Origin of the sequence: Burkholderia sp. 4M9327F10 (assembly GCF_005503145.1) — a bacterium.
Lineage (GTDB): Bacteria > Pseudomonadota > Gammaproteobacteria > Burkholderiales > Burkholderiaceae > Paraburkholderia.
The window spans coordinates 1-19,147 of the sequence record NZ_SCNV01000100.1; the positions used below are offsets into that span (position 1 = coordinate 1).

Consider the following 19,147-nt stretch of genomic DNA (forward strand, 5'->3'; position numbering starts at 1 on the left):
CACCCGAGCCATGCCAGCCGCCGGAGCGGGTTCGCACACCGTAGAACGCGGTGCGGCTGAAATGAACCTGGCCGAGCGGATAACGGTGATGAAAGTGGTCGATGAAAATAAACGGCCCACCGAACCCGACCGCCACCACGCCGCCCCAATACCATGGATCGTAGTACGGATACAGGGGAGCCGGATATAGCGCCACGGCAGTATCACCGCCTTCCACGATCTGCCAGCTACCGTCAGGCTGCTGGCACGCCAGCCCCGTGATCTGCTGCATCGCGCCGTCGATCTCGGCCTGACCCACGACCGTGCGGCACGGCGGCGCCGCATAAGGCGCACCGTCCACGGTGGACTGCGCGGCCACCGGCGCCGCGCACGCCATACACACACATAGCGCTGCACAACCTGCCTTGATATTACGCATGATGTTGCCTTGCCCCGACGCTCCGGCGTAGCAGCCGCACCCGCGGCCGGCACCGTGAAGACCTCGTCGCTTTGCCTCGCATCCGTCCACGTGGCCGCCTGCGCGAAGCGGCACTAGCGTGAGCCTGCATTGAGTAAACGATGCACAGTGGATGGCTATTCCGATGGAGCAGGACAAACCCGGCCGCTCTGCGTTACATCATGTTTCAGCGCACCTCGCTCGCGCAGCCTATTCCCACAACTGCGGCTTGCCGCCCAGCGCGCTGCAGACGTCGAGCGCGATCGAACGCAGCTTGCTCTCCGAAATCGGTCCGGACAGCGCGTAGCCCATGTGATCGTTGACCCAGTAGAAGGTGCGCCGGTTGCCGTCGCGAAACAGGCGAAACGCGGTCTCGTCGCGCGCAATGCCGGTCACGTACAGCGTGAGGCGCGCGCCGGCCTGGTTCTCGTACATGAACTGCGCCGCCGGTCCCGCTTCGTCCGGCAGCAGCCGCCCACCCACCAGCGAATAACCGTACTCCTGCAGAGACGGCACGGAGAGCGGCCGGTTAAGCCGCTTCGATAGCCAATTGATCAGATGTTCTTCCTGGCTCGCCGCCACCTCGACCGGATGGCGCTGCTCGGGGGTATAGACGGCATAGGCGACGTCGGCGCGCTGGGCGAAGCTCATCGGGTCGTTGCCATTGGCGGCGCCCGGCAGCCGCGACGCGAGCGGCCCGAGCGCCAGTGCGAGGCCGGCACCGGCGGCCAGCCAGCATGCCGCGAGCGCGGCGCGCCGCCACCAGGGCGGCGCCGCGCGCAGCACGATGAAGGACGGCTCATTGTGAAGCGGCGCCGCGCACAAGGCCTGCAAACCCGCTTTCTGCGCACGCCAGGCCGCAACCCGCGCAGCCGCCTGTGGATCGCGTTCAAGATGTTCGAGCACGGCGGCACGCGTCCCATCCGGCAACTCGCCGTCGATGAACGCCGACAACGCGCGCAAGTCCGACGGATTGAGCGAATCAGGCAGGACGGGATCGTGGTCGTCGTGGCTCATCACGGATTTCTCACTACCTTGAGCAGCGCGGGCTGGCGCGTCGGACCCTCGGTCAGCAGCACGCGCATGTGCTCGCGGGCGCGCGACAGGCGCGACATGACCGTGCCGAGCGGCACGTCGAGCGCGAGCGACGCCTCCTGATACGTCAACTCCTCGACGCAGACCAGCAGCAGCACCTCGCGCTGTTCGAGCGGCAGGCAGTAGAGCGCACGCTGCAAGTCGCGCAGCACCAGTCCGTCGACTTCGCCATGCGGCGCCTCCAGAGTGTGCCAGGGTGCGCTTTCATCATCGACGGGGATTTCGCGCCGTACGCGCATCTGATCGATGTACAGATGACGCAGGATTGTCAGCAGCCATGCGCGCAGATTGCTATTCGGGCGGAATGCAGCCCAGCGCGCCAGCGCACGCTCCGCGGTGTCCTGCACCAGATCGTCGGCCCACGCCGGATCGCCCGTCAGCGCGCGCGCATAGCGGCGCAACTGCGGGAGCCACGCAATCACTTCCGCTTCGAATTTCACGCGGCGAGCGGCGCGCGCGGACGGTCAGTAGCCACCGGCGCTGCCGTTCGAACTGCTGCCGTTGCTGCTAGTGCCGGACGAACCCGAATTGCCGGGCGAACTGCAGCCGACCGCACCGAGCGAGGCCAGCGCGAGCGCCACGAGCACGCACACAGTCGAAAACAGGTGGGAAGGTTTCATTTGCCGTCTCCTCATGACGCCTGGCCTCGCGGATGTGCCGGATCTCTGGATACGAGATACGCCGATCACATGCGCCGCCATGCCAGGTTAACGAGCCGGAGCGGCTATTTATTCCGTCCGCTTACACAGATCGGCCCGCGGCCGCCACTTCCGCTCCCGCCGGCCATGGTCTGCGACCGGCCAGCCTTTGCCAGCCAGACTCTCGCCAGATTCGTAACGCAAAGTTACGAGGGCCAGTTATCGGATGCTTCTCGGCGCGCAAGCCGTTATAGTGGACGCAGATCGCTCACGCCACGCGCTTTCCCCTGAAAAGGGTAGAATCGCGGCGAGCAACTGTCCTTCTTACCTGACTTGTCCATGGCATCCGCAGAATCGCATCCGCAAAACGACTTCATGAACGCAGCGCGCAAAGAACGAAAGCGCGTCGAAATTTATCTTGTCAATGGCATTCGCCTGACAGGGTGCATTGAGTCGTTCGATCAGTATCTGGTGATGCTGCGCACGCCGGTCGGCTTGCAAGGCATCTACAAGCGCGCCATCTCGACCATCCAGCTCGATACCGGTACGCGTCCCGCGCCGCGCGCCGGACGGCCGTCGCACGGCGAACACACCACGCGTGGGCCGCACGGTTCGCGTGAACCCCGCGAGCACCGCGAGCCGCGGGAACCGCGCGAATCGTACGGCGCCGCGCCGTCGGCTGAACGCTCGCCCTCGCCTGAGCGCGCACCGTCGGATGGTCCGGTGGTCGTCACGCGCCGGCGCCGCCTGTTCGGCACCGGCAATGGCGACGGTAATGGCAACGGCGGCAGCGGCAACGAATAAGCCAGCGAGCGGCGGCGGACCAATCCGTTAATCCACCGGATCGCCCAGCCGCTGCAGGATCTGCTCGATGCGCACCCCCTGCTGGTGCGTCAGTTCATACCTGCATTTGATCGCCAGCACACGGCGGCGCCAGTAGCCGGCGTTCAGCATGCGCACCATGGGTTGGCGCGTCGCCCAGTCAAGGTGTTCCAGTTCCGCCTCCACGACGTGTGACGCGTTAAAGCGTTGCGCCTGCTGCGACCCTTTCGATTCCATAGCTGCGCCACCTTGTCTGTGCGCCGCCCGGATGCGACCGGTGCCGGCCGTCTCCCGCGACACACCCAAGACGAGCCACCACCCTGCAATTTCAAGGATTTTTGTGGCGTCATGTGGCTTCGCGCGGCGCGAATCCGGACCTGAGCGGATGCTGTCCCGAGCGCGCTTCACAGGCCCTCGGCCAAATGGCCAGGTGGTCTGCGGCCGTGGGATTGCGCTATCCTGACTGCTCGATATCCCATGTGGAGCAGGACATGTCCAAGCCGAAGCACAGCGCGCCGCCGCACCATGCGCCGTCCCCCGTTGAAAAGGACGAAGACCGGCTCGACGAGGCGCTAGACGAAACCTTCCCCGCCAGCGACCCGATTGCCGTGGATCCGGCCGAGCAGCCGCATCATCCCGGCAAACCGCACGCGCCCGCCAAAGAAAAGAAGCACGATTAGCCGCAGCACCTGAGCAGCCCGCCGCGCGGCAAGCCAACACAGCGCGGCGTCGCGCCGCGCGCCCGATCGTACGGCGTGTTGCGCGGCGAACCTGTGCCCCGCATCGCGCCAAACCTCTGCCCGCTCCCGCCAGGAAGGAACGACAGCATGCCCAGCGACAACGCTACCCCCGCGCGCTTTCTGCGCGAACGCGACGGGCGCGAAGCCCGCGTCACCAATGTCGAGTTGTTCTTCGACCTGATCTACGCGTTTGCCGTCACGCAGCTTTCGCACCGCCTGATGCATAACCTGAGCGCGTACGGCGCGCTCGAAACGCTGGTGCTCTGGTTTGCGGTGTGGCTCGGCTGGCAGTACACCTGCTGGGTCACCAACTGGTTCGACCCGGACAGGATCCAGGTGCGCCTGTTGCTGTTCGCGGTGATGCTGACCGGCATGGTGATGGCTGCAAGCCTGCCGCTCGCGTACGGCGAGCGCGGCCTCGTGTTCGCGATCAGTTACGTGGCGATCCAGGTGGGTCGCAGTCTCGTCGTGCTCGCGTTTCTGGGTCGCCATCATGCGCTTACCGCCAACTTCCGGCGCATCTGTGGATGGCTGACGATCTCGGGCGTGTTATGGATCGTGGGCGGCGTGCTGGACGGCCTGCCGCGTCTTGCATGCTGGAGCGCGGCGGTGCTGTGCGAATATCTCTCGCCGATGTTCGGCTTTCCCCTGCCCGGGCTCGGCCGCTCGAGCGGCGCCGACTGGCGCACCACCGCCGGCGGCCACATTGCCGAGCGCTGCCAGGCGTTTGTGATTCTCGCGCTCGGCGAATCGGTGCTCGTCACCGGCGGCACGCTCTCGGATCTCGGGACGTGGAGCGCGCCGTCCATTATCGCTTTTCTGGTGTGTTTTGCCGGCAGCGTGGCAATGTGGTGGGTCTATTTCGACACCAGCAGCAGCGCCGGCAGCCGTGCCATCGAACGCTCGTCCGAGCCGGGTTTGATGGCGGCGTACTTCCACTACGTGCACGTGATCCTGATTGCCGGCGTGATCGTCTCGGCCGCCGCCGACGACCTCGTGATCCTGCATCCACCGCAACGCATCGACTGGCCGACCGCATGGCTGCTACTCGGCGGACCGGCCATCTACATCGCGGGTAACGGCCTCTACAAGCGTGTCGTATACGGCTGGTTTCCGCTGTCGCACTGGGCCGGACTGGCGCTGCTCGCGCTGATTGCGCCGTTCGCGCTCCATACCGATCTGCTGATGACCGGCGGCCTCACCACCGCTGTGATGATCGTGGTAGCCATCTGGGAGAGCGTCTCGCGCCGCCGCTCGGCGCAAGCCGAAGAGATAGAAGAGGAACCGCTCGGCGCGCAATAGCTGAGGCCGCCGATATGCCCCTGTGGAAAACAACACAACCCCGCGCGGCGAACCGGGCGAGGTCATGTTATGTATCGCAAATGGCGCCGGTCCCGCGCGCCGGCTGCACTTAATGTGCGTTGGTCGGCAGGCCGCTATCCAGCTGGCGCTGCAACTCCTGCACCTGACGCTGCGCTTCGCGCAACTGGGCCTGAGCGGCAGTCTTCTGCTGCGCAAGCGCCGTGGCTTCCGCACGCGTCTGCGCCTGCTGGCTGTTCACGATGCTCTGTTGCTGATGCGCAACGTCGAGGTCGGCCTGCAGACGGTTGGCGCGGTCCTGCGACAACGCGATCATCCGTTCTGTGAAGGCCTTTTGCGCTTCAAGCCGGGTGCGACGGATCTCGACGTCCGACAACTGCAGCGTCTGACGGACAAAGTCCTTGTAGATCATCTCGGCGCGCGTTTCGTCCTCGGTCTTGATGACCCGCCAGAAAGTCTTCTGCTGGAACAGCGCGACGTAATACGTCATCTCCTTGCCGTAGAACAGCATGCTCGCGCCGTAGGTGCCGTTGTACGTGGTACGCAGTTCCGTCAGATCCGAACCCCGGATCATCTGTTGCAGTTCTGCGACGTTCCCGGCGGCGGACTGCTTCGCCTCGTCCGGCGTCAGCGCCGTCGTCTGTCCTGGCTGACTCTGCGTCGTCGCGGGCAAGGCAGTGGTGGTGCCTGGCTCGGAAACAACTGCCGCGCTTGCCCCGTTATCCGGCAGAGCCTGCGCATAAACGCCCTGCATGGTGCCGAGCGCCATGAGAGCGCCCAAGGCAATCTGTCGAAGTTTCGACTTGTGGTCCATGTAAATCCTGCTTGAACAGTATTTGTTTTAGTACATCCGTCTCATTATTACTCACTTTCGCGAGTTTCGGGCTCCTCGTCGAAAATTTGGTACTTACGCATTTTCTCCCATAACACCTTGCGGCTGATGCCTAATGTACCCGCTGTATCCTGGCGGCGCCAACCGTTTGCTTCGAGCGCGGCAAGCACGCGGCTGCGCTCCGCCATGTCCCATTTGCTGCGGTCCACCAGCACCTCCGCGGCGCTCTCGGCGGGCACCGGCTGATTGCTGCGCGCGAGCGCCAGCAGGCGATGCAAACGCGCCGCATCCCACGCGCCGATCTGCCTCACGGTCACGCCAATCCGCTCGGCGAGATTGCGCAGTTCGCGCACGTTGCCGGGGAAATAGGTGTCCGCCACGGCGTCGGCCAGCCAGTATGGAATGTCAGGCAAGGTGGCGAGACGTTCCGCGCCGACCACCGACGCGATGAAGGCCTTGAAGATGGCGATCTTGTCGACCGCGCCGCGCTCTTCGAGCGAGGGAATTTTCAATTCGATTACTGCAAGCCGGTAGTAAAGATCGGCGCGAAACGTGCCGTCCTTGACGAGCTGCGGCAAGTGCTTGTTGGTTGCGGCGACGAGGCGAAAGTCGAGCTTGACCGGCGTAGCCGAACCGATTCGGGTGACCGCGCTGTCCTCCAGCACACGCAGCAGTTTCACCTGCTGGTAAAGCGGCAGGTCGCCGATTTCGTCGAGGAACAGCGTGCCGCCGTCGGCCTGCTCGAAGTAGCCCTTGTGGGCCACCACCGCGCCGGTAAACGAGCCTTTGGAATGGCCGAAGAAAAGCGACTCGAACAGGCCGTCGGGAATCGCTCCGCAGTTCACCGGCACGAACGGCCCCTGGCCATAGCGGCGGTGCTTCTCGTGCAGCAGTTGGGCGATGCGCTCCTTGCCGACGCCCGTCTCGCCATGCACCAGCACGCTGGTATCGCAGTCGGCGAAGGTGTCGACTTCGTGCAGCAGCGCCTGCATGCATTCGGAGTTGGCGACCAGCGCGCTCGATTCGAGCGTCTGCGCCGTGTGGGCGCGCAACTGCAGGACCAGCTTGGTGACCATGCCGCGCAGTTCGGCGCAGGTGAAGTCGAGCGGCAGGATATGCGAGTACTCGGACGGATACATGGCCGGGTCGTGGTCGCGCGGCGCGGCGCCGACCCACACCACCGGCATGCCGTGAGCGGCTTGCCAGTCGCGCAGGATCAGCGCGCCGCTGTCGATCACCGAGACGCTGATGATGGCGAGCGACGGCCGCAGCGCCGTGCGTTCGGGGGAGATGGCGATGTCGTCGGCGCGGATCACCTCGACGTCGAAGCTCGCCATGCAGCGCGCGACCCGGTCGACGATGTCGGCCTTGCCTTCCCAGACGTAGATATCGAGTTCGTCGATTTTGGCGGTGGTTCTCATTGGAAGAATCAGTAAACCAGTTGGGCCTGACCGCAGGCGAGTCCGAGGTCGTGGACCGTGCTCACGCCGATCTGGACACCCAGCAGTTGCAATAGAGGGATGAGGAGCGCGTCGAGGGAGCTCAGGATCGGGCTTAACAGGGTAACAATCGCGCTGAGCAGAGGCGCCACCAGCGCGGTGACATCGAGGCCGGCGACGCTCGCATGGATCGAGGTAGACATGGAGCTCGCCAGCTGAGTCAACAAACTGGCGGTTGCGGAGCCGACGCCGTTGGTATTGGTGGACTGATACGCGGTGCTGCTATTGGGTACACCGTTGAACACCATAGAAGTCGAGGCCGCCTGGAGGCTGAGATTCAGGCCAGACGACGGCGATGTGGTGCCGACCGATACATTGATAAGCGAGTATCCCAATGCGCTCACGGTCGTCAATTGCGCCGGCTGGTTGCAGGTGGTTGGCACGGTGGTGTTCGTAAAGTTACTGGACGCATCCCCGCCGATGCACAGCGCCGCGATACCGGTGGTCGCGACGATCGTGCTCTGGCTAGTGGTCTGTTGTGTCGTGCATTGAGTGCTTTGCAAATAGGCTGTCCCGTCACCCGCCTCGATATAGATCGGTAGACTCAACAGGCTGATGTTGACAAGTTGGGGAAGCCCAAGGTAAGTCAAATTCAGGCTCTGACTGACCAGGCTCACGTTAAGATAGATCTGCACCTGCGCCGAATGCGCGCTCGTGCGCCACGTGCCGTTGGGGTATTGCCCGGCTTCGCCCACCGCGATGACCGGTGGCTGGATAATCTTCGCCTGCGCCGTCACGCTGGCCAATGGGCTCAGATTGAGTGAGGTGCCGAGATTGATGGCGGTCTGCCCCTGGGCAATTTCGGCCGCAACCAGCAACGCATCGAGCAAGCTGATAGTCGCATTGGCCGCTGCCTGCGGATCGTCAAGCGCCACCGCCAGCAAACCGTTGGTGGTTGAGGTATTGCCGAGTGCGACGTTCAGGCCGCCCGGGATCGCAGCTTCAATCGTGCCAAGATCGGTAATCGCGGTGACGCCCAAGGTCGTACTCTTGCTCGCGGCGGTGATCATCGCGGAGACGAGGTTCTTCACTGAAATATTCGTGGACAGCAATTGGCTCATCGACCCGGCGCCGATCGCAGTTGCCAGATCGCCCAACTTGATCTGGGTGGTTGCCAGCCCCTGATATGACAACACGCTCAGATTCAGGCTGCTGCCGAACAGACCATTCAACAGGCCGTTGATAAGCCCTCCCGAGAGGGTCGCCACCGACGTGGTCAGCGAGAATGATCGAATGTTGGTGGCTTCGGCGGTACCTACCGCCTGGATCACACGTGCCGGGCCCATAAAAAAGTAAGGTACTGTCTCGCTGACCGTCACCTGAACCGCATTCAACGGAGCGCCGCTAGTCGAGAAATAGGACTGGCCCGCGTTAGCCGAAGGATCCCAGCGCCCGCACACTACCGTCACCGTGCCGCTACTCGGCAGACCGTTGCCGCTCAACGCGTTGTTCTGTGCAGATTGGGTCGCCGACGCACAGCCGCCGCCATTGCTGATGGTCTGCGCCCCCGCCGACGCTGCCAGATCGGCGGTGCGCTGCATTTCCCGGCGCGCGAAGTAGAGGTTGCCGATATCGATCGCCCCGAGTGCAGCCACGGCCAGCCCGAGGCAAAGCACCGCCATCACCGTGCTCACGCCGCGCTGTCGGCGCAATGGTACGCGGCTCAAGCGGCGACCGCGGCGCGCAAGGCGCTGGATCGCAGAGGGAGATGGTTCGGAGACCGACATATCAGTTCTGGGTTCCGAGGCCGCCGGATGAACCGCCGCTGGTCGCTTGACCAATCGATGAACCATAGAAATCCGGAATCTTCGAGTTGAACGAATCCAGATAGCGCTTGTACGCAAGGTTCGCTTCGGCTCCGAGCATCGGCCGCTCGGGTGCGGCGGCCGTGTTGCTGCGCTGAAGCGCGAGCCATTGGCTGGTCGCGTGGTCGATCTCGCTGTTGGGCACGGGCCGTTGGGTGGCTTCTGCCTGCGCGTGAGCCGCGCTCGTGCCGCCGGCCGCCAACACCGCGCCCGCCACCAGCGCCACCGCGAACGTCTGGCTTGCGAAGCGCCGGTTTCCTCGATTTTTTTGCTGATTCGTCATGTTCGCCCCCTTCTGCCGCCCGTTATTGTGAGAACCGCTGCAGCAATCGCGGCGCCGGTTCGATACCCTGCGCGCTTGCTACCGGCGCGGCCCGGGCGTCCTGTTCCGATTGCACCGCGCGTTGTTGCGCTCGCCCGGCAGCGGCTACCTTGGCCGCATCGCGGCGAATCGCCGTGCGCACGTCCAGGCTGAACTTCTGCTGATCCATCAATGCCACTGCGTGCGTCTCGTCGCCATTGGCCAGCAGATAAAGGGCGACGTTGCTGACGATCTTCTGATTGCTCTGATCGAGTTGGGCAGCCTTCATGAGCGGCACGCGCGCGCCGTTGATGTCGCCTTCGCGCAGCCTCGCATAGCCCAGATCCGACAGGGTCAACGGGTCGGTCGGCGCGAGTCGGGCCGCTTCCTGCAATTGCTGTGCGGCGCCGCCAAAGTCGCCTGCCGCACCAGCAATCAGGCCGAGCCCGCGGTAGCCGCGCGCCGCCAGCGGCGTCTGCAGCAATTTCGCGTAAGCGTCTGCCGCCGCCACAGGCTGATCGGTCATGCGCAGGGCGTCCGCGCGCATCAGGATCGTGTCGGGCTGTGCGCCGTATTGCTTTTCGAATGCGTCGATGTGTGCGAGCGACGCGTAGTACAAGCCCTGCGCCTGCATCCGGCCGATCAGGTCAAGATACATGGCCGGCGTGTCCGGCGCGGGATCGCGAGTCGCCTGCTGGATCTCGGCCTCTCGTTCGGCCTGCGGGCCGACTCCATAGCCCGACAGCTTCGATGCGCAGGCGGTGAGCAGTGCGAGCGCCAGGATCGCCGCCGTGCGTTGCCCAAGGTGGACAAACCGCATGAAGCGCACGCGCGGCGCGGCTGGCGCCGTTCTCCCAGTAACCAACAGGCACTGGGCAAGGAGATTTGAGTTCACGTCGTAAGTCATTACCGTTGCCTACCGTTTGGCAAGGCTGAGCGAATGGGTGACGGATAGAACACCCGGCCCAGCGGTCACGATCAGGAGCGCCGGCAGCAGCGTCATGATCATCACCCCCGTCATCTTCACCGCGAGACGCCCTATCCGCTCGCGCAGCATTGCGCGGCGCGTTTCGCGCAGCCGGTCGCCGAATTGCTTCAAAGGTTCCTGCACCGCGCCGCCGTGGCGATCCACCTGCACCAGCAGGCGCACGATTGCACGCAAGTCTTCGTTGCCGTAGCTGGTGGCGAGGCGCTGCAGCGACTGTTCGCGCGTGCGGCCCGTCGCGAACTGGCGCTGGGCGATCTCCAGTTCGCCGGACAGCACCGGCAGCACACCGCGGAAGTCGCTCACCATGACCTGCAGACTTTGGTCGATGGACAAGCCAACCCCTTGCAGCAGGCGCAGCAGGTCCACCAGCATCGGCAACTCGTCGATCACGCCGCGGCGGCGCGCAGCGGCGCGCCTCTGAATTAGAAATTTCGGCAGCATGAAGCCGGCCATCAATGCACAGATCAGCAAAGCGAAATACTGCTGGCCGTCCAGTCGGCCGCCAGCGAGCGTACCGGCCAGCAGCGGCAGACAGGCCGCACAACCGAGTCGGGCAATCAGAAACAGTCCACGTGCCCGCGTGTCGATGAACCCACATTGCTCCAGCATGCGCCGGTCTTCGAGCGCAACCAGCTGCCGCCCAAGCGGCGTATCGAGCCAGCGAATACCCGTGTGTGCGACGCGCTCCATCAACGCTTTCAGTCCGGTGGAACGGGCGACCTTCGCAGCCTTATCTTCCGTATTCGCAACCGCGTCGCTACGCCGGGCCGTGCCGCTGGCGGAGGCAAGGGCCGCGTTCTGCTGGGCACGTTCATCGAGCGCGTGCACCAGCGTCCGCTCGCTGCGCCGCGTCGCCGCGAGTTTCGCGAGCACCAGCGCTGCCAGCAATAGCAGCGCCAGCGCGGCAAGCGCCAAGGCAAGTGCCGCAACAAGATCTGCGCGCATCAGGTCCCCCGCAACCGCGTCAAGCGATAGAGCAAAAAGGCGCCGCCGATTTGCAGCCCAAACGCGAGGTACACCAGTTGGCGTCCAGTCGGGTCGAACCACATCGCGCCGAAATAGCGTGGATTGGTCAGCATCAGGAAGCCACCGATGCCGATCGGCATCAACGCAAGAATCCAGGCCGAGAGGCGCGTCTCCGCCGACATCGCGGACAGTTCGCGCTCGGCCTGTTCGAGATCGCGCATGAACGAGGCCATGCGGTCGAGCATCACATCCGCTCGGCCACCGTATTTCACCGATAGGCGCAACACGGCGCCGACCAGTTCGAGCTCGCGGGCGCCATACAGCACCGCGGCTTGCGATAGCGCGCGGTCAATCTCGACGCCGGTGCGCAACATCCGCGAGACGTAATCGAGGCACTCGCGCAACGGCCCTTCGGCGGTCTGCATTGCGCCCTGAAACGCAGCAGGCACGCTGTTGCCCAAGGTGATGAGACGCACAATGCCGTCGAGGAACGACGGCAGTTGCCGCACAATCGCGAGGCGACGCGTCTGGGTCCGCACCGAGATCACGAACGCAACGAAGCACAGGCAAGCCATCAGGGTAACGACGGCAGCCAGCCAACCGCCCTCGCGGGCAGCCCAAAGACACAACCAGACCGCGACCACGGCAATGATTATGATGGGCGTACGCGCACGCGAAATGCCCGCACGGCTCATTGTGTTGTCGATGAGAAAACCGATCCGCGCCCTCAGATAGGCCCATTGCGTGCGCGCATCGGCACCCGCCTCGGGAGCATGCGGCGCCACGCCGCCATGGGCGAGCCCCTGCGGGCGCAACGGCGCGGCGCGGGCAGCGCCGCCCACACCCGCCGCGCCTGCAACCACCGGCGCCATGCGGCTGTCAATGAAGCGCTCCGTGCTCGCCTGCTCCTCGCGTTGCGCCCCGCGCCGCAACAACAGCAGCGCGCCGGCCGCGCACAGAAGCGCAAGCGCCACGATGAGCACGATGCCGCTAGACATTGAAGCCACCGCCGAAACCGCTGAAGCGCCCGTGCTGCTGCTCCTGCGCGCCGCCGAGCGCCTGCCTGAAGCGCGCAAGCTTCGGTGAATGCGGATGAATGCCAAGCGAGACCCACTGGTCGAGTTCTTCGCCGTCGTGCGCCGTCACGGGTTCGTAGCGATACAGCTCCTGGGTCGCAATAATGTTGTCGGACAGGCCGGTCACTTCCGTGACGGAAAGAATGCGCCGGCGCCCGTTCGACAGCCGGCCAATCTGCACAATGAAGTCGATCGCATTGGCGATCTGCCGCCGCAGGCTCGACTCGGTGCCCTGGAAACCCGCAAAACCCGCCAGCATTTCCAGCCGGTACAGACACTCGCGCGGAGAGCTGGCGTGCACCGTGCCCATCGAGCCGTCATGGCCGGTGTTCATCGCCTGCAGCATTTCGAGCACCTCGCCGCCACGCACTTCGCCGACGATGATGCGGTCCGGGCGCATCCGCAAGGTATTGCGCAGCAGGTCGCGAATCGTCACCACCCCGGCGCCGTCGAAGCCACCCGGGCGGCTTTCGAGCCGCACCACATGCGGGTGGTTCAAGGACAGTTCAGCCGTGTCTTCGATGGTCACAACCCGCTCGGCTTCGGGAATGTGAAACGCCAACGCGTTCAGCAGCGAAGTCTTGCCCGAACTCGTGCCGCCCGATACCAGCACGTTGCAGCGCGCGGCCACCGCCGCTTCGAGCAGCGCGCCGATTTCCGGGCTGTAGGTGCCGTTGCCGAGCAGGTCGTCGGGACGCAACGGATCTTTGCGAAACTTGCGGATCGAGACGATCGGCCCGTCGATCGAGAGCGGCTCGATCACGACGTTCACGCGCCCGCCGTTCGGCAGCCGCGCATCGACCATCGGATTCGATTCGTCCAGCCGCCGGCCGATCGGCGCCAGAATGCGCCGCACGATCCGCAGCAGGTGGGCGTTATCGGCAAAGCGCACGGGAATCTTCGTCAGGATGCCGTGGCGCGATACATAGACGTCGTTGTAGCCGTTGATCAGGATGTCTTCGACCGCGGCATCGTTGAGCAGATCCTCGATCGGACCGAAGCCCGCCAGTTCCTTGGTCAACGCCTCGGCGATCAGCCGCACCTCGCTCTCGTTGATCGGAATCCGGCGCAGCCGCACGAAGCTGTCCATTTCCAGGTCGACGAACTGATTGATCGCGTTACGCGACCAGCGGCCGAACTCCGCGCCCAGTTCCTCGATGCGCGTAAGCAGATGTTCATGCGCCGCGTTCTTGATGTCCTGGAACTGCTGGCTATGCGCGAACGAAGGCGAGTCGTCGGCAAATTCGATGTCTTTAGCCATCGTCTATGACCGCTTGGTGGAGGTTGGAATGAAGCGCTTGAGCGCACCGAGCGCGGATTTGCCGCACGCCTGCGCTGCCGTTGCCGCTCCGCCGAGCCGCTCGACGAGCGGTTCGAGCGCGCGTGCATACGGGTCGCGCGCAGCCGCGTCGATCAGCAGTTGTCCCTGATTGACCGCCTGTCCGAGCGGCACGCGCCGCTCAGGCAGCGTGCCGAGCAAGGGGATGTCCAGGCGCTGGGCGATCTGGCTCGCGGTGAGGCCCAGATCCGGATCGAACTTGTTGACGAGCAAGCGCACCTGGCTGACGTCCACGCCCTCTTCCCGCAATGCGTCGAGCACACCGACGGCCGAAACGATCGACGCCACGCCCTGGTCGCAAAGCAGCCAGGTTTCGTCCGCGGCCTGCACCACGTGCGCGATGAATTCGCTGTTGGTAAAACCGCCCAGGTCGATGATCTGCTGGTCGAAGAACGCGCGCAGCCGGTTCAGCAGGCTAATCGAGCTCGAATACGATACCTCGCGCATATCGGCCAGATTCGCCGGCAGCGAAGTGAGTGCGAGACCACTCGAATGATGCGATAGTGCGGTATGGACGAAGGTCTGATCGAAGCGGCGCAGATTGCGCACGGCTTCGACGAAGTTGAATTCGCTGCGGGTATTGAGCAACAGGGAGCCGTCACCCGCCGGCAGGCCGAGATCGAACAGCGCGGTCTGCCGCCCTTGCGCGGCGTCGCGCCGGTGCAACATGGCCGACAGGTTGGCGGCCAGCGTGCTCACGCCCATGCCCACCCGCGCACCGAGCAGCACGGTCACATGGCCGTGCCGGCTGACCGGCTCGACCATATTGTCGATTACCTGGCGTGTAATGCGTAGCGCATCTTCCGCCGGCGCAGAGAGATCGATGAAATCGCGCACACCCACCCGCAGGGCGGCAAGCGCACTCTCCGGCTCGCCGATCGAGCCCACTGCGACAATCTGCAGACCCGGATAGGCAGCCCGTGCCGCACTCGTGGCCGCACTGGCCGCGGCGGCACGGCCGCCCGAAAAATCGACAAACACCAGCGACGGGTTGAGCGCCGCGATGCGCTGAGTCAGCATCGACGGATCGAGCGACACCTGTTCGACTGCGCCCGCTGCCACCAGCGTATCGGCCAGCCATTGGACGTGCTCGTCAGCCAGCGACGCGAACACGAAATAGTCAGTGATCACCCGTTCAGTCAATGAATGCGTTCTCGCGTTCATATTGGACATCCTTTTGCGGTCGAAACTACAGGGCCGCCGATTCGTACTGCGTACTGCTGCGGGTGACTTGCGCCGATGCGCCGTCCTGACCGCCCTCCCGGTGCGCAGCGCAGTGCGATACCGTCCGCACTGCGCTGCAGACCACGTTCACTTCGAAAATCCCGGCGCCGCATCCGGCGATAGGACTCCACCAAGCACCGAACGCCATACCGCGCCGTCTCGCTGCTCCGACTGCTCACCCGGCGTTGTCGGCAGCGCCGCGCCCTTGGCGATGGGTGAGACCAGATGCGGGGTCACGATGATGACCAGTTCCTTGTCGTTCTGCGAGTAGCTCACCTGCTTGAAGAAGGCGCCGATGATTGGCAAGTCGCCGAGCAACGGCACCTTCGACACATTCGAAATCGTCTCGCGGTCGATCAGGCCGCCAATCAGGAAACTCTCGCCGTCGCCCAGTTCAACCGTGGTGTCGGCCCGCCGGGTGGTGATGGCCGGCACTGAAATGCCATTGATCGTGATCGCATTCGTAAAGTCCAGCTCGCTCGCTTCGGGCGCCACCTTCAAGGCGATCCGCTCGGGGCTCAGTACGGTCGGCGTCAGCGTCAGACCGACGCCATACGGCTTATATTCGATCGACACCGTGCCGAGCGCCTGCGGGACCGGCACCGGAATCTCGCCGCCGGCCAGGAAGCTCGCGCTCTGGCCCGACAGGGCAACTAGCGTCGGCTCTGCCAGTACCCGCGCGAGGTTGTTGCTCTCCATCAGGCTCAGGTCCGCTGCCAGCCCCCGCGTCGCGGAGTTGAACACCAGATTGAAAGCCGACGAGATCGGCGCGGTCGAATTGAATACCGGTGACTGGCCATAAGTCGCGGAGGTCAACGCCGAAGGGGCAAACGAGCCGAACGAGAAACCGTTGTTCTGCTTCAGGATGTTCAGCCCAATCTGCTTGAGCACTGTCCGGCTGAACTCCACCACCCGCACGTCGACCTGCACGACCGAGCGCGTCGCGACCGTCGAGGCATCCACTACATTCGCGCCTCCACCAGCCGCCGCAGCCCCGCCACCGCCCTTACCGGCGCCGCCGCCCTTGCCGCCATCAGCGCCGCCATTCAAACCGCTGCCTTGCGCCGCCGCACGGGCGCGCGCCTCGGCTTCCGCTACGGCAACGGCCTGCTGGTGCTGCTCCATTGATGCAGCCGAGCCGGAAATGTAGGCGGTATCCCCCGCCGTCTTCACGGTAGGTGTACCCGGCCCCAGCAGCGCACCCGACGCCGCGCCCGTCACGTTGACCGTGTAAGACATCGGTGTGTCGCGGTTACGCTCCCACAACATCAGGTTGGTGGTGCCCGGCGACTTTCCGATCAGCAGCACACCTCCACGCTTATCGCCGCGGATAATCAGTACGTCGGCGACCGTCGGGTCGCCAACCGCAACCCGCTGCAAACTATGGCCGAGCGCCAGCGACTGCTGCGAGCCCACTGTTATGTCGACCGTCTGCGCGCCATCTGTCGCGTTACTGGCCGGCGAAACGACAAGCGACGCCCCGCAGAGCCACACCGCGATCCCCCATGCATAAATCCGTTTTTTCATATTGTTTTTGGACGCGCCCAGCCGCCCGCTCCCTGGAACCCTATCGGGCGACCGTTTCGGCACGCCCGCCTCGTATGACTTCAATGTTGTCATTCGCCACCACCCGCGTCGTGGGGTGAATCACTCGCGGCGCCGTCGGCTGCGCTCGCGCGACTGTTCCTCCCGCGCTGCCGGACAGCTCATCGAGCGCCACGCCTGCTGCGGCGCGCGTCGAGGCTTGCGCGCCATCTCCGGCTGACGCATTCGCGGCAATCTTCAAGACGCCCTCCGTCGCCGCAAAAGCAGTTGGATCGACTACTTCGGCATCTTTCGGATTGCGCAATGCGAACACAAGGCGTCCCGCGGCTTCAGCCAGCGTCAGCCTGTCGATATCCGCTACCGGTACGGCCAGTACCGCCGTACGCACCATGCCGTTCGCATCGCCTGGGTTGTCGGCGCCTGGGGTGGCGTTACCGAACGCCAGCACGCGCACCTTCGACATCAGCAGGCGCGCCTGGCTGCGGTCGATTTCCGCTCCGCTCGCTCCATTGCTTTCACGTTTTAGCGTGAAGAACACGTCGACGAAATTGCCCGGCCGCAGACGGTTGCCCACTGCGTTGCTTTCGTCGACTCGCACCGCTACCGCGCGCTCACCCGGTTCGATCCGCTCGGCGATTCCCGACGACAGCTGGGCCTCGAGGACCGGTGAATCCGCACTGATGTCCGAGGTCGGTACGCGTCCGGTCAGCATCGACGGATCTACGAACGCCCCGTTCGGATTGATCGGCAGCGACTGCACGCGCAATGCGTCGACGCTGATCGGCTTGCCCGCCGGCAGCTCGCGTGCGGCCACCACGACGGGGAATGTGGCTTGCGCCACCGGCACCGCCGGATGAACCACGGGCCGCCGCGACAGCGTCCAGGCAAAGATACCCAGCAACAGCGCGAGCGCAATCAGGACGCCTGCAAGGATCCGGGTCAGATTCGGCATGATCGATCGCCAGACTGTCCGGATGCGCAATTGCCCGATAGCAGCTCAGGCAGGCTGTACGTAGCGGGAAAGAAGAAAACCGACGCGCGCATTAAAGTATGTTTTCCGGGTTGAGTTGCACCGTTGCACTGCTCACCAGCGAAGCAGGCAACACGAAATTGGTCAACGGCAGGTTCGGCACCAGCGGGCTGCCTGCGTAGTTGTAGGTGAGCGTCACAATGATGCAATCCATCGTTCCGTCATAGCTACAGGGATTCGAACTCGATACGCAGGTGGCGGAACTGATCAACGATGCCACCAGACCTTTTGCCGTGCTGCAGGCAGCGGAGGAGCGCGCGGCCAGGGCGTTGGCAGTGCTGGTTGCCGTTTGATAGTTGAGTGCGGCGCGTGCGCCCTCTTCGGCAGCCAGGGTCAGATTCTGTTGCGCGACGAAGATCACGCTGTAGGTGATGATGCCGTACAGGATCACAAAAAACAGCGGAAACACCATCGCAAATTCGACCGCAGCGGTGCCGCGCTCATGGCGTAAGCGCAAACGGGCGGTACGCAGGGCGGAATGCGGAGCCGGTTGGTAAGCAGTCCGGTTCATCGCCCCCCCGCAACGAAAGCTTGCAGCCCCATCCACGCAATGGCAGGCACGGTCAGGCAGGCCGCATATGGTGTCGCACGCCTGTTACCCAATTCGAAGGTCGGTTCGCCAGGCCGCCCGATCGCAGCGAGCCGGGTACGAGTGGAGATCAGTAGCCAGATCGCATGGCAACCCGCTATCAGGCTCGCGGCGATCCATAGGCCCACCAGAGCATGCATGCCGCACCACGCACCCAGCACCGCGAAAACCTTCACGTCGGCTCCGCCCATCACGCCCAGAGCAAAGAACGGCAATAACGCGCAAACGCCGACGAGGGCGCCAAGCGCGGCCTGGGCGAGCGAAATTCCGAATGGACCGTGCTCCAGCGCGGCGCACGCCAACGCCGCCACCAGTCCGGCAACGACAAGCGCATTGGACACGCGTCGACTGCGGCAATCGCACACTGCGACAACCGCAGCCCAGACGGCGAAAATAGAATCGCTGAGCATATTCATACTGGACTCGACGGACGAGATAAACCACTGCGGGTTGCAAGCGCAACCCGCATCGGTTCTATTGGCAATGCTTTTGCGACGTATGCAGGGCCAGCCGATATACCGGCAAACATCGACCCTGCATGCGATGGCAGAAGCTGCCGCCGTCAACCCTTACGAACTAGATAGCAGAAGCAACGCTAGTGAAAACCGTTACTATCGCGGACTTAAGGGTACCCAGGCTGGTGACAAGGAGGAGTGCGATCAATCCGGCAATCATGGCGTACTCAATTGCCGTAACCCCTTGGTTATCTCTCAGGAATCGTGTGGTGAACTTTTTCATTTTTGCCCTCGGACTTTCAGTATTCATTCGTATTGCGCTGCTCATGATGACCGGCGTTGTTGCATAAATTGGCTGCTGCGCATCGGGGTGACGTTTACGCACAACAGACGGGACGGTACTGCTGTTAACTTCGTGTCGGAGTGCGTAGATTCTCGCCTTTTGGG

At 64.1% G+C, this 19,147-nt stretch carries 22 protein-coding genes; 3 read left to right on the forward strand and 19 right to left on the reverse strand.

Translation table 11 applies throughout. The features are described from left to right. The 4 genes from FFS45_RS39745 to FFS45_RS42035 all read right to left on the reverse strand — a co-directional run. Positions 1-418: hypothetical protein (locus tag FFS45_RS39745; RefSeq protein ID WP_137960078.1), on the reverse strand; the 418-nt coding region annotated here is incomplete at its 3' end. Between the two features lie 228 nt (positions 419-646). Continuing rightward, the gene (locus FFS45_RS39750; protein ID WP_137960079.1) at positions 647-1,453 is read right to left on the reverse strand and encodes an anti-sigma factor; all 807 of its coding nucleotides are present in this window, start codon (positions 1,451-1,453) and stop codon (positions 647-649) included. Continuing rightward, complete coding sequence (locus FFS45_RS39755) at positions 1,453-1,971, reverse strand: sigma-70 family RNA polymerase sigma factor (RefSeq protein ID WP_137960080.1); 519 nt, start codon at positions 1,969-1,971, stop codon at positions 1,453-1,455. Before FFS45_RS39755 ends, FFS45_RS39750 begins: the two co-directional genes overlap by 1 nt. Before the next feature lie 24 nt (positions 1,972-1,995). After that, entirely contained in the window at positions 1,996-2,151 is a 156-nt protein-coding gene (locus tag FFS45_RS42035; RefSeq protein ID WP_171029884.1) for a hypothetical protein, read from the reverse strand. Between the two features lie 357 nt (positions 2,152-2,508). Between FFS45_RS42035 and hfq the strand changes: the two genes are divergently transcribed. Further along, positions 2,509-2,973, forward strand: a complete 465-nt coding sequence (hfq, locus tag FFS45_RS39760; protein WP_137960081.1) for an RNA chaperone Hfq — start codon at positions 2,509-2,511, stop codon at positions 2,971-2,973. A gap of 27 nt (positions 2,974-3,000) precedes the next feature. Here the strand turns inward: hfq and FFS45_RS39765 are convergent, their stop codons facing one another. After that, the gene (locus FFS45_RS39765) at positions 3,001-3,228 is read right to left on the reverse strand and encodes a hypothetical protein (RefSeq protein ID WP_137960082.1); all 228 of its coding nucleotides are present in this window, start codon (positions 3,226-3,228) and stop codon (positions 3,001-3,003) included. 254 nt (positions 3,229-3,482) lie between these two features. Between FFS45_RS39765 and FFS45_RS39770 the strand changes: the two genes are divergently transcribed. Next, a complete protein-coding gene (locus FFS45_RS39770; RefSeq protein ID WP_137960083.1) occupies positions 3,483-3,671 on the forward strand; it encodes a hypothetical protein in 189 nt (62 codons plus the stop codon). 147 nt (positions 3,672-3,818) lie between these two features. Then, complete coding sequence (locus FFS45_RS39775) at positions 3,819-5,033, forward strand: low temperature requirement protein A (RefSeq protein ID WP_137960084.1); 1,215 nt, start codon at positions 3,819-3,821, stop codon at positions 5,031-5,033. Between the two features lie 109 nt (positions 5,034-5,142). Here the strand turns inward: FFS45_RS39775 and FFS45_RS39780 are convergent, their stop codons facing one another. The 14 genes from FFS45_RS39780 to FFS45_RS42655 form a co-directional block, all read right to left on the reverse strand. Beyond that, positions 5,143-5,865, reverse strand: coding sequence for a DUF2968 domain-containing protein (locus FFS45_RS39780; protein WP_137960085.1), 723 nt, complete (start codon positions 5,863-5,865; stop codon positions 5,143-5,145). 47 nt (positions 5,866-5,912) lie between these two features. Next, positions 5,913-7,304, reverse strand: a complete 1,392-nt coding sequence (locus FFS45_RS39785) for a sigma-54 dependent transcriptional regulator (protein WP_137960086.1) — start codon at positions 7,302-7,304, stop codon at positions 5,913-5,915. 8 nt (positions 7,305-7,312) lie between these two features. Beyond that, on the reverse strand, positions 7,313-9,109 hold the full coding sequence (locus FFS45_RS39790; protein ID WP_137960087.1) for a TadG family pilus assembly protein: 1,797 nt from the start codon (positions 9,107-9,109) through the stop codon (positions 7,313-7,315). Position 9,110: 1 nt separating this feature from the next. Continuing rightward, complete coding sequence (locus FFS45_RS39795) at positions 9,111-9,470, reverse strand: DUF3613 domain-containing protein (protein ID WP_137960088.1); 360 nt, start codon at positions 9,468-9,470, stop codon at positions 9,111-9,113. 22 nt (positions 9,471-9,492) lie between these two features. Continuing rightward, positions 9,493-10,308, reverse strand: a complete 816-nt coding sequence (locus FFS45_RS39800; protein ID WP_137960098.1) for a pilus assembly protein — start codon at positions 10,306-10,308, stop codon at positions 9,493-9,495. A gap of 96 nt (positions 10,309-10,404) precedes the next feature. Then, a complete protein-coding gene (locus tag FFS45_RS39805; protein WP_137960089.1) occupies positions 10,405-11,421 on the reverse strand; it encodes a type II secretion system F family protein in 1,017 nt (338 codons plus the stop codon). After that, the gene (locus FFS45_RS39810) at positions 11,421-12,440 is read right to left on the reverse strand and encodes a type II secretion system F family protein (RefSeq protein WP_137960090.1); all 1,020 of its coding nucleotides are present in this window, start codon (positions 12,438-12,440) and stop codon (positions 11,421-11,423) included. Before FFS45_RS39810 ends, FFS45_RS39805 begins: the two co-directional genes overlap by 1 nt. Beyond that, positions 12,433-13,779 carry a CpaF family protein gene (locus FFS45_RS39815; RefSeq protein ID WP_137960091.1) on the reverse strand — a complete coding sequence of 449 codons (1,347 nt, stop codon included), beginning with the start codon at positions 13,777-13,779 and terminating at the stop codon, positions 12,433-12,435. Before FFS45_RS39815 ends, FFS45_RS39810 begins: the two co-directional genes overlap by 8 nt. Before the next feature lie 3 nt (positions 13,780-13,782). After that, positions 13,783-15,021: a fimbrial protein gene (locus FFS45_RS39820; protein ID WP_137960092.1), complete on the reverse strand. Its 1,239-nt coding sequence runs from the start codon at positions 15,019-15,021 to the stop codon at positions 13,783-13,785. Between the two features lie 147 nt (positions 15,022-15,168). After that, positions 15,169-16,608 carry a type II and III secretion system protein family protein gene (locus FFS45_RS39825; protein WP_137960093.1) on the reverse strand — a complete coding sequence of 480 codons (1,440 nt, stop codon included), beginning with the start codon at positions 16,606-16,608 and terminating at the stop codon, positions 15,169-15,171. 40 nt (positions 16,609-16,648) lie between these two features. Further along, positions 16,649-17,581, reverse strand: a complete 933-nt coding sequence (gene cpaB, locus FFS45_RS39830; protein WP_171029885.1) for a Flp pilus assembly protein CpaB — start codon at positions 17,579-17,581, stop codon at positions 16,649-16,651. A gap of 88 nt (positions 17,582-17,669) precedes the next feature. Further along, a complete protein-coding gene (locus FFS45_RS39835) occupies positions 17,670-18,167 on the reverse strand; it encodes a TadE/TadG family type IV pilus assembly protein (protein WP_137960095.1) in 498 nt (165 codons plus the stop codon). Then, entirely contained in the window at positions 18,164-18,661 is a 498-nt protein-coding gene (locus FFS45_RS39840; RefSeq protein ID WP_137960096.1) for a prepilin peptidase, read from the reverse strand. The genes FFS45_RS39835 and FFS45_RS39840 overlap by 4 nt, the downstream gene beginning before the upstream one ends. Before the next feature lie 160 nt (positions 18,662-18,821). After that, the coding region (locus FFS45_RS42655) for a Flp family type IVb pilin (protein ID WP_249363119.1) at positions 18,822-19,147 on the reverse strand (326 nt) is incomplete at its 5' end.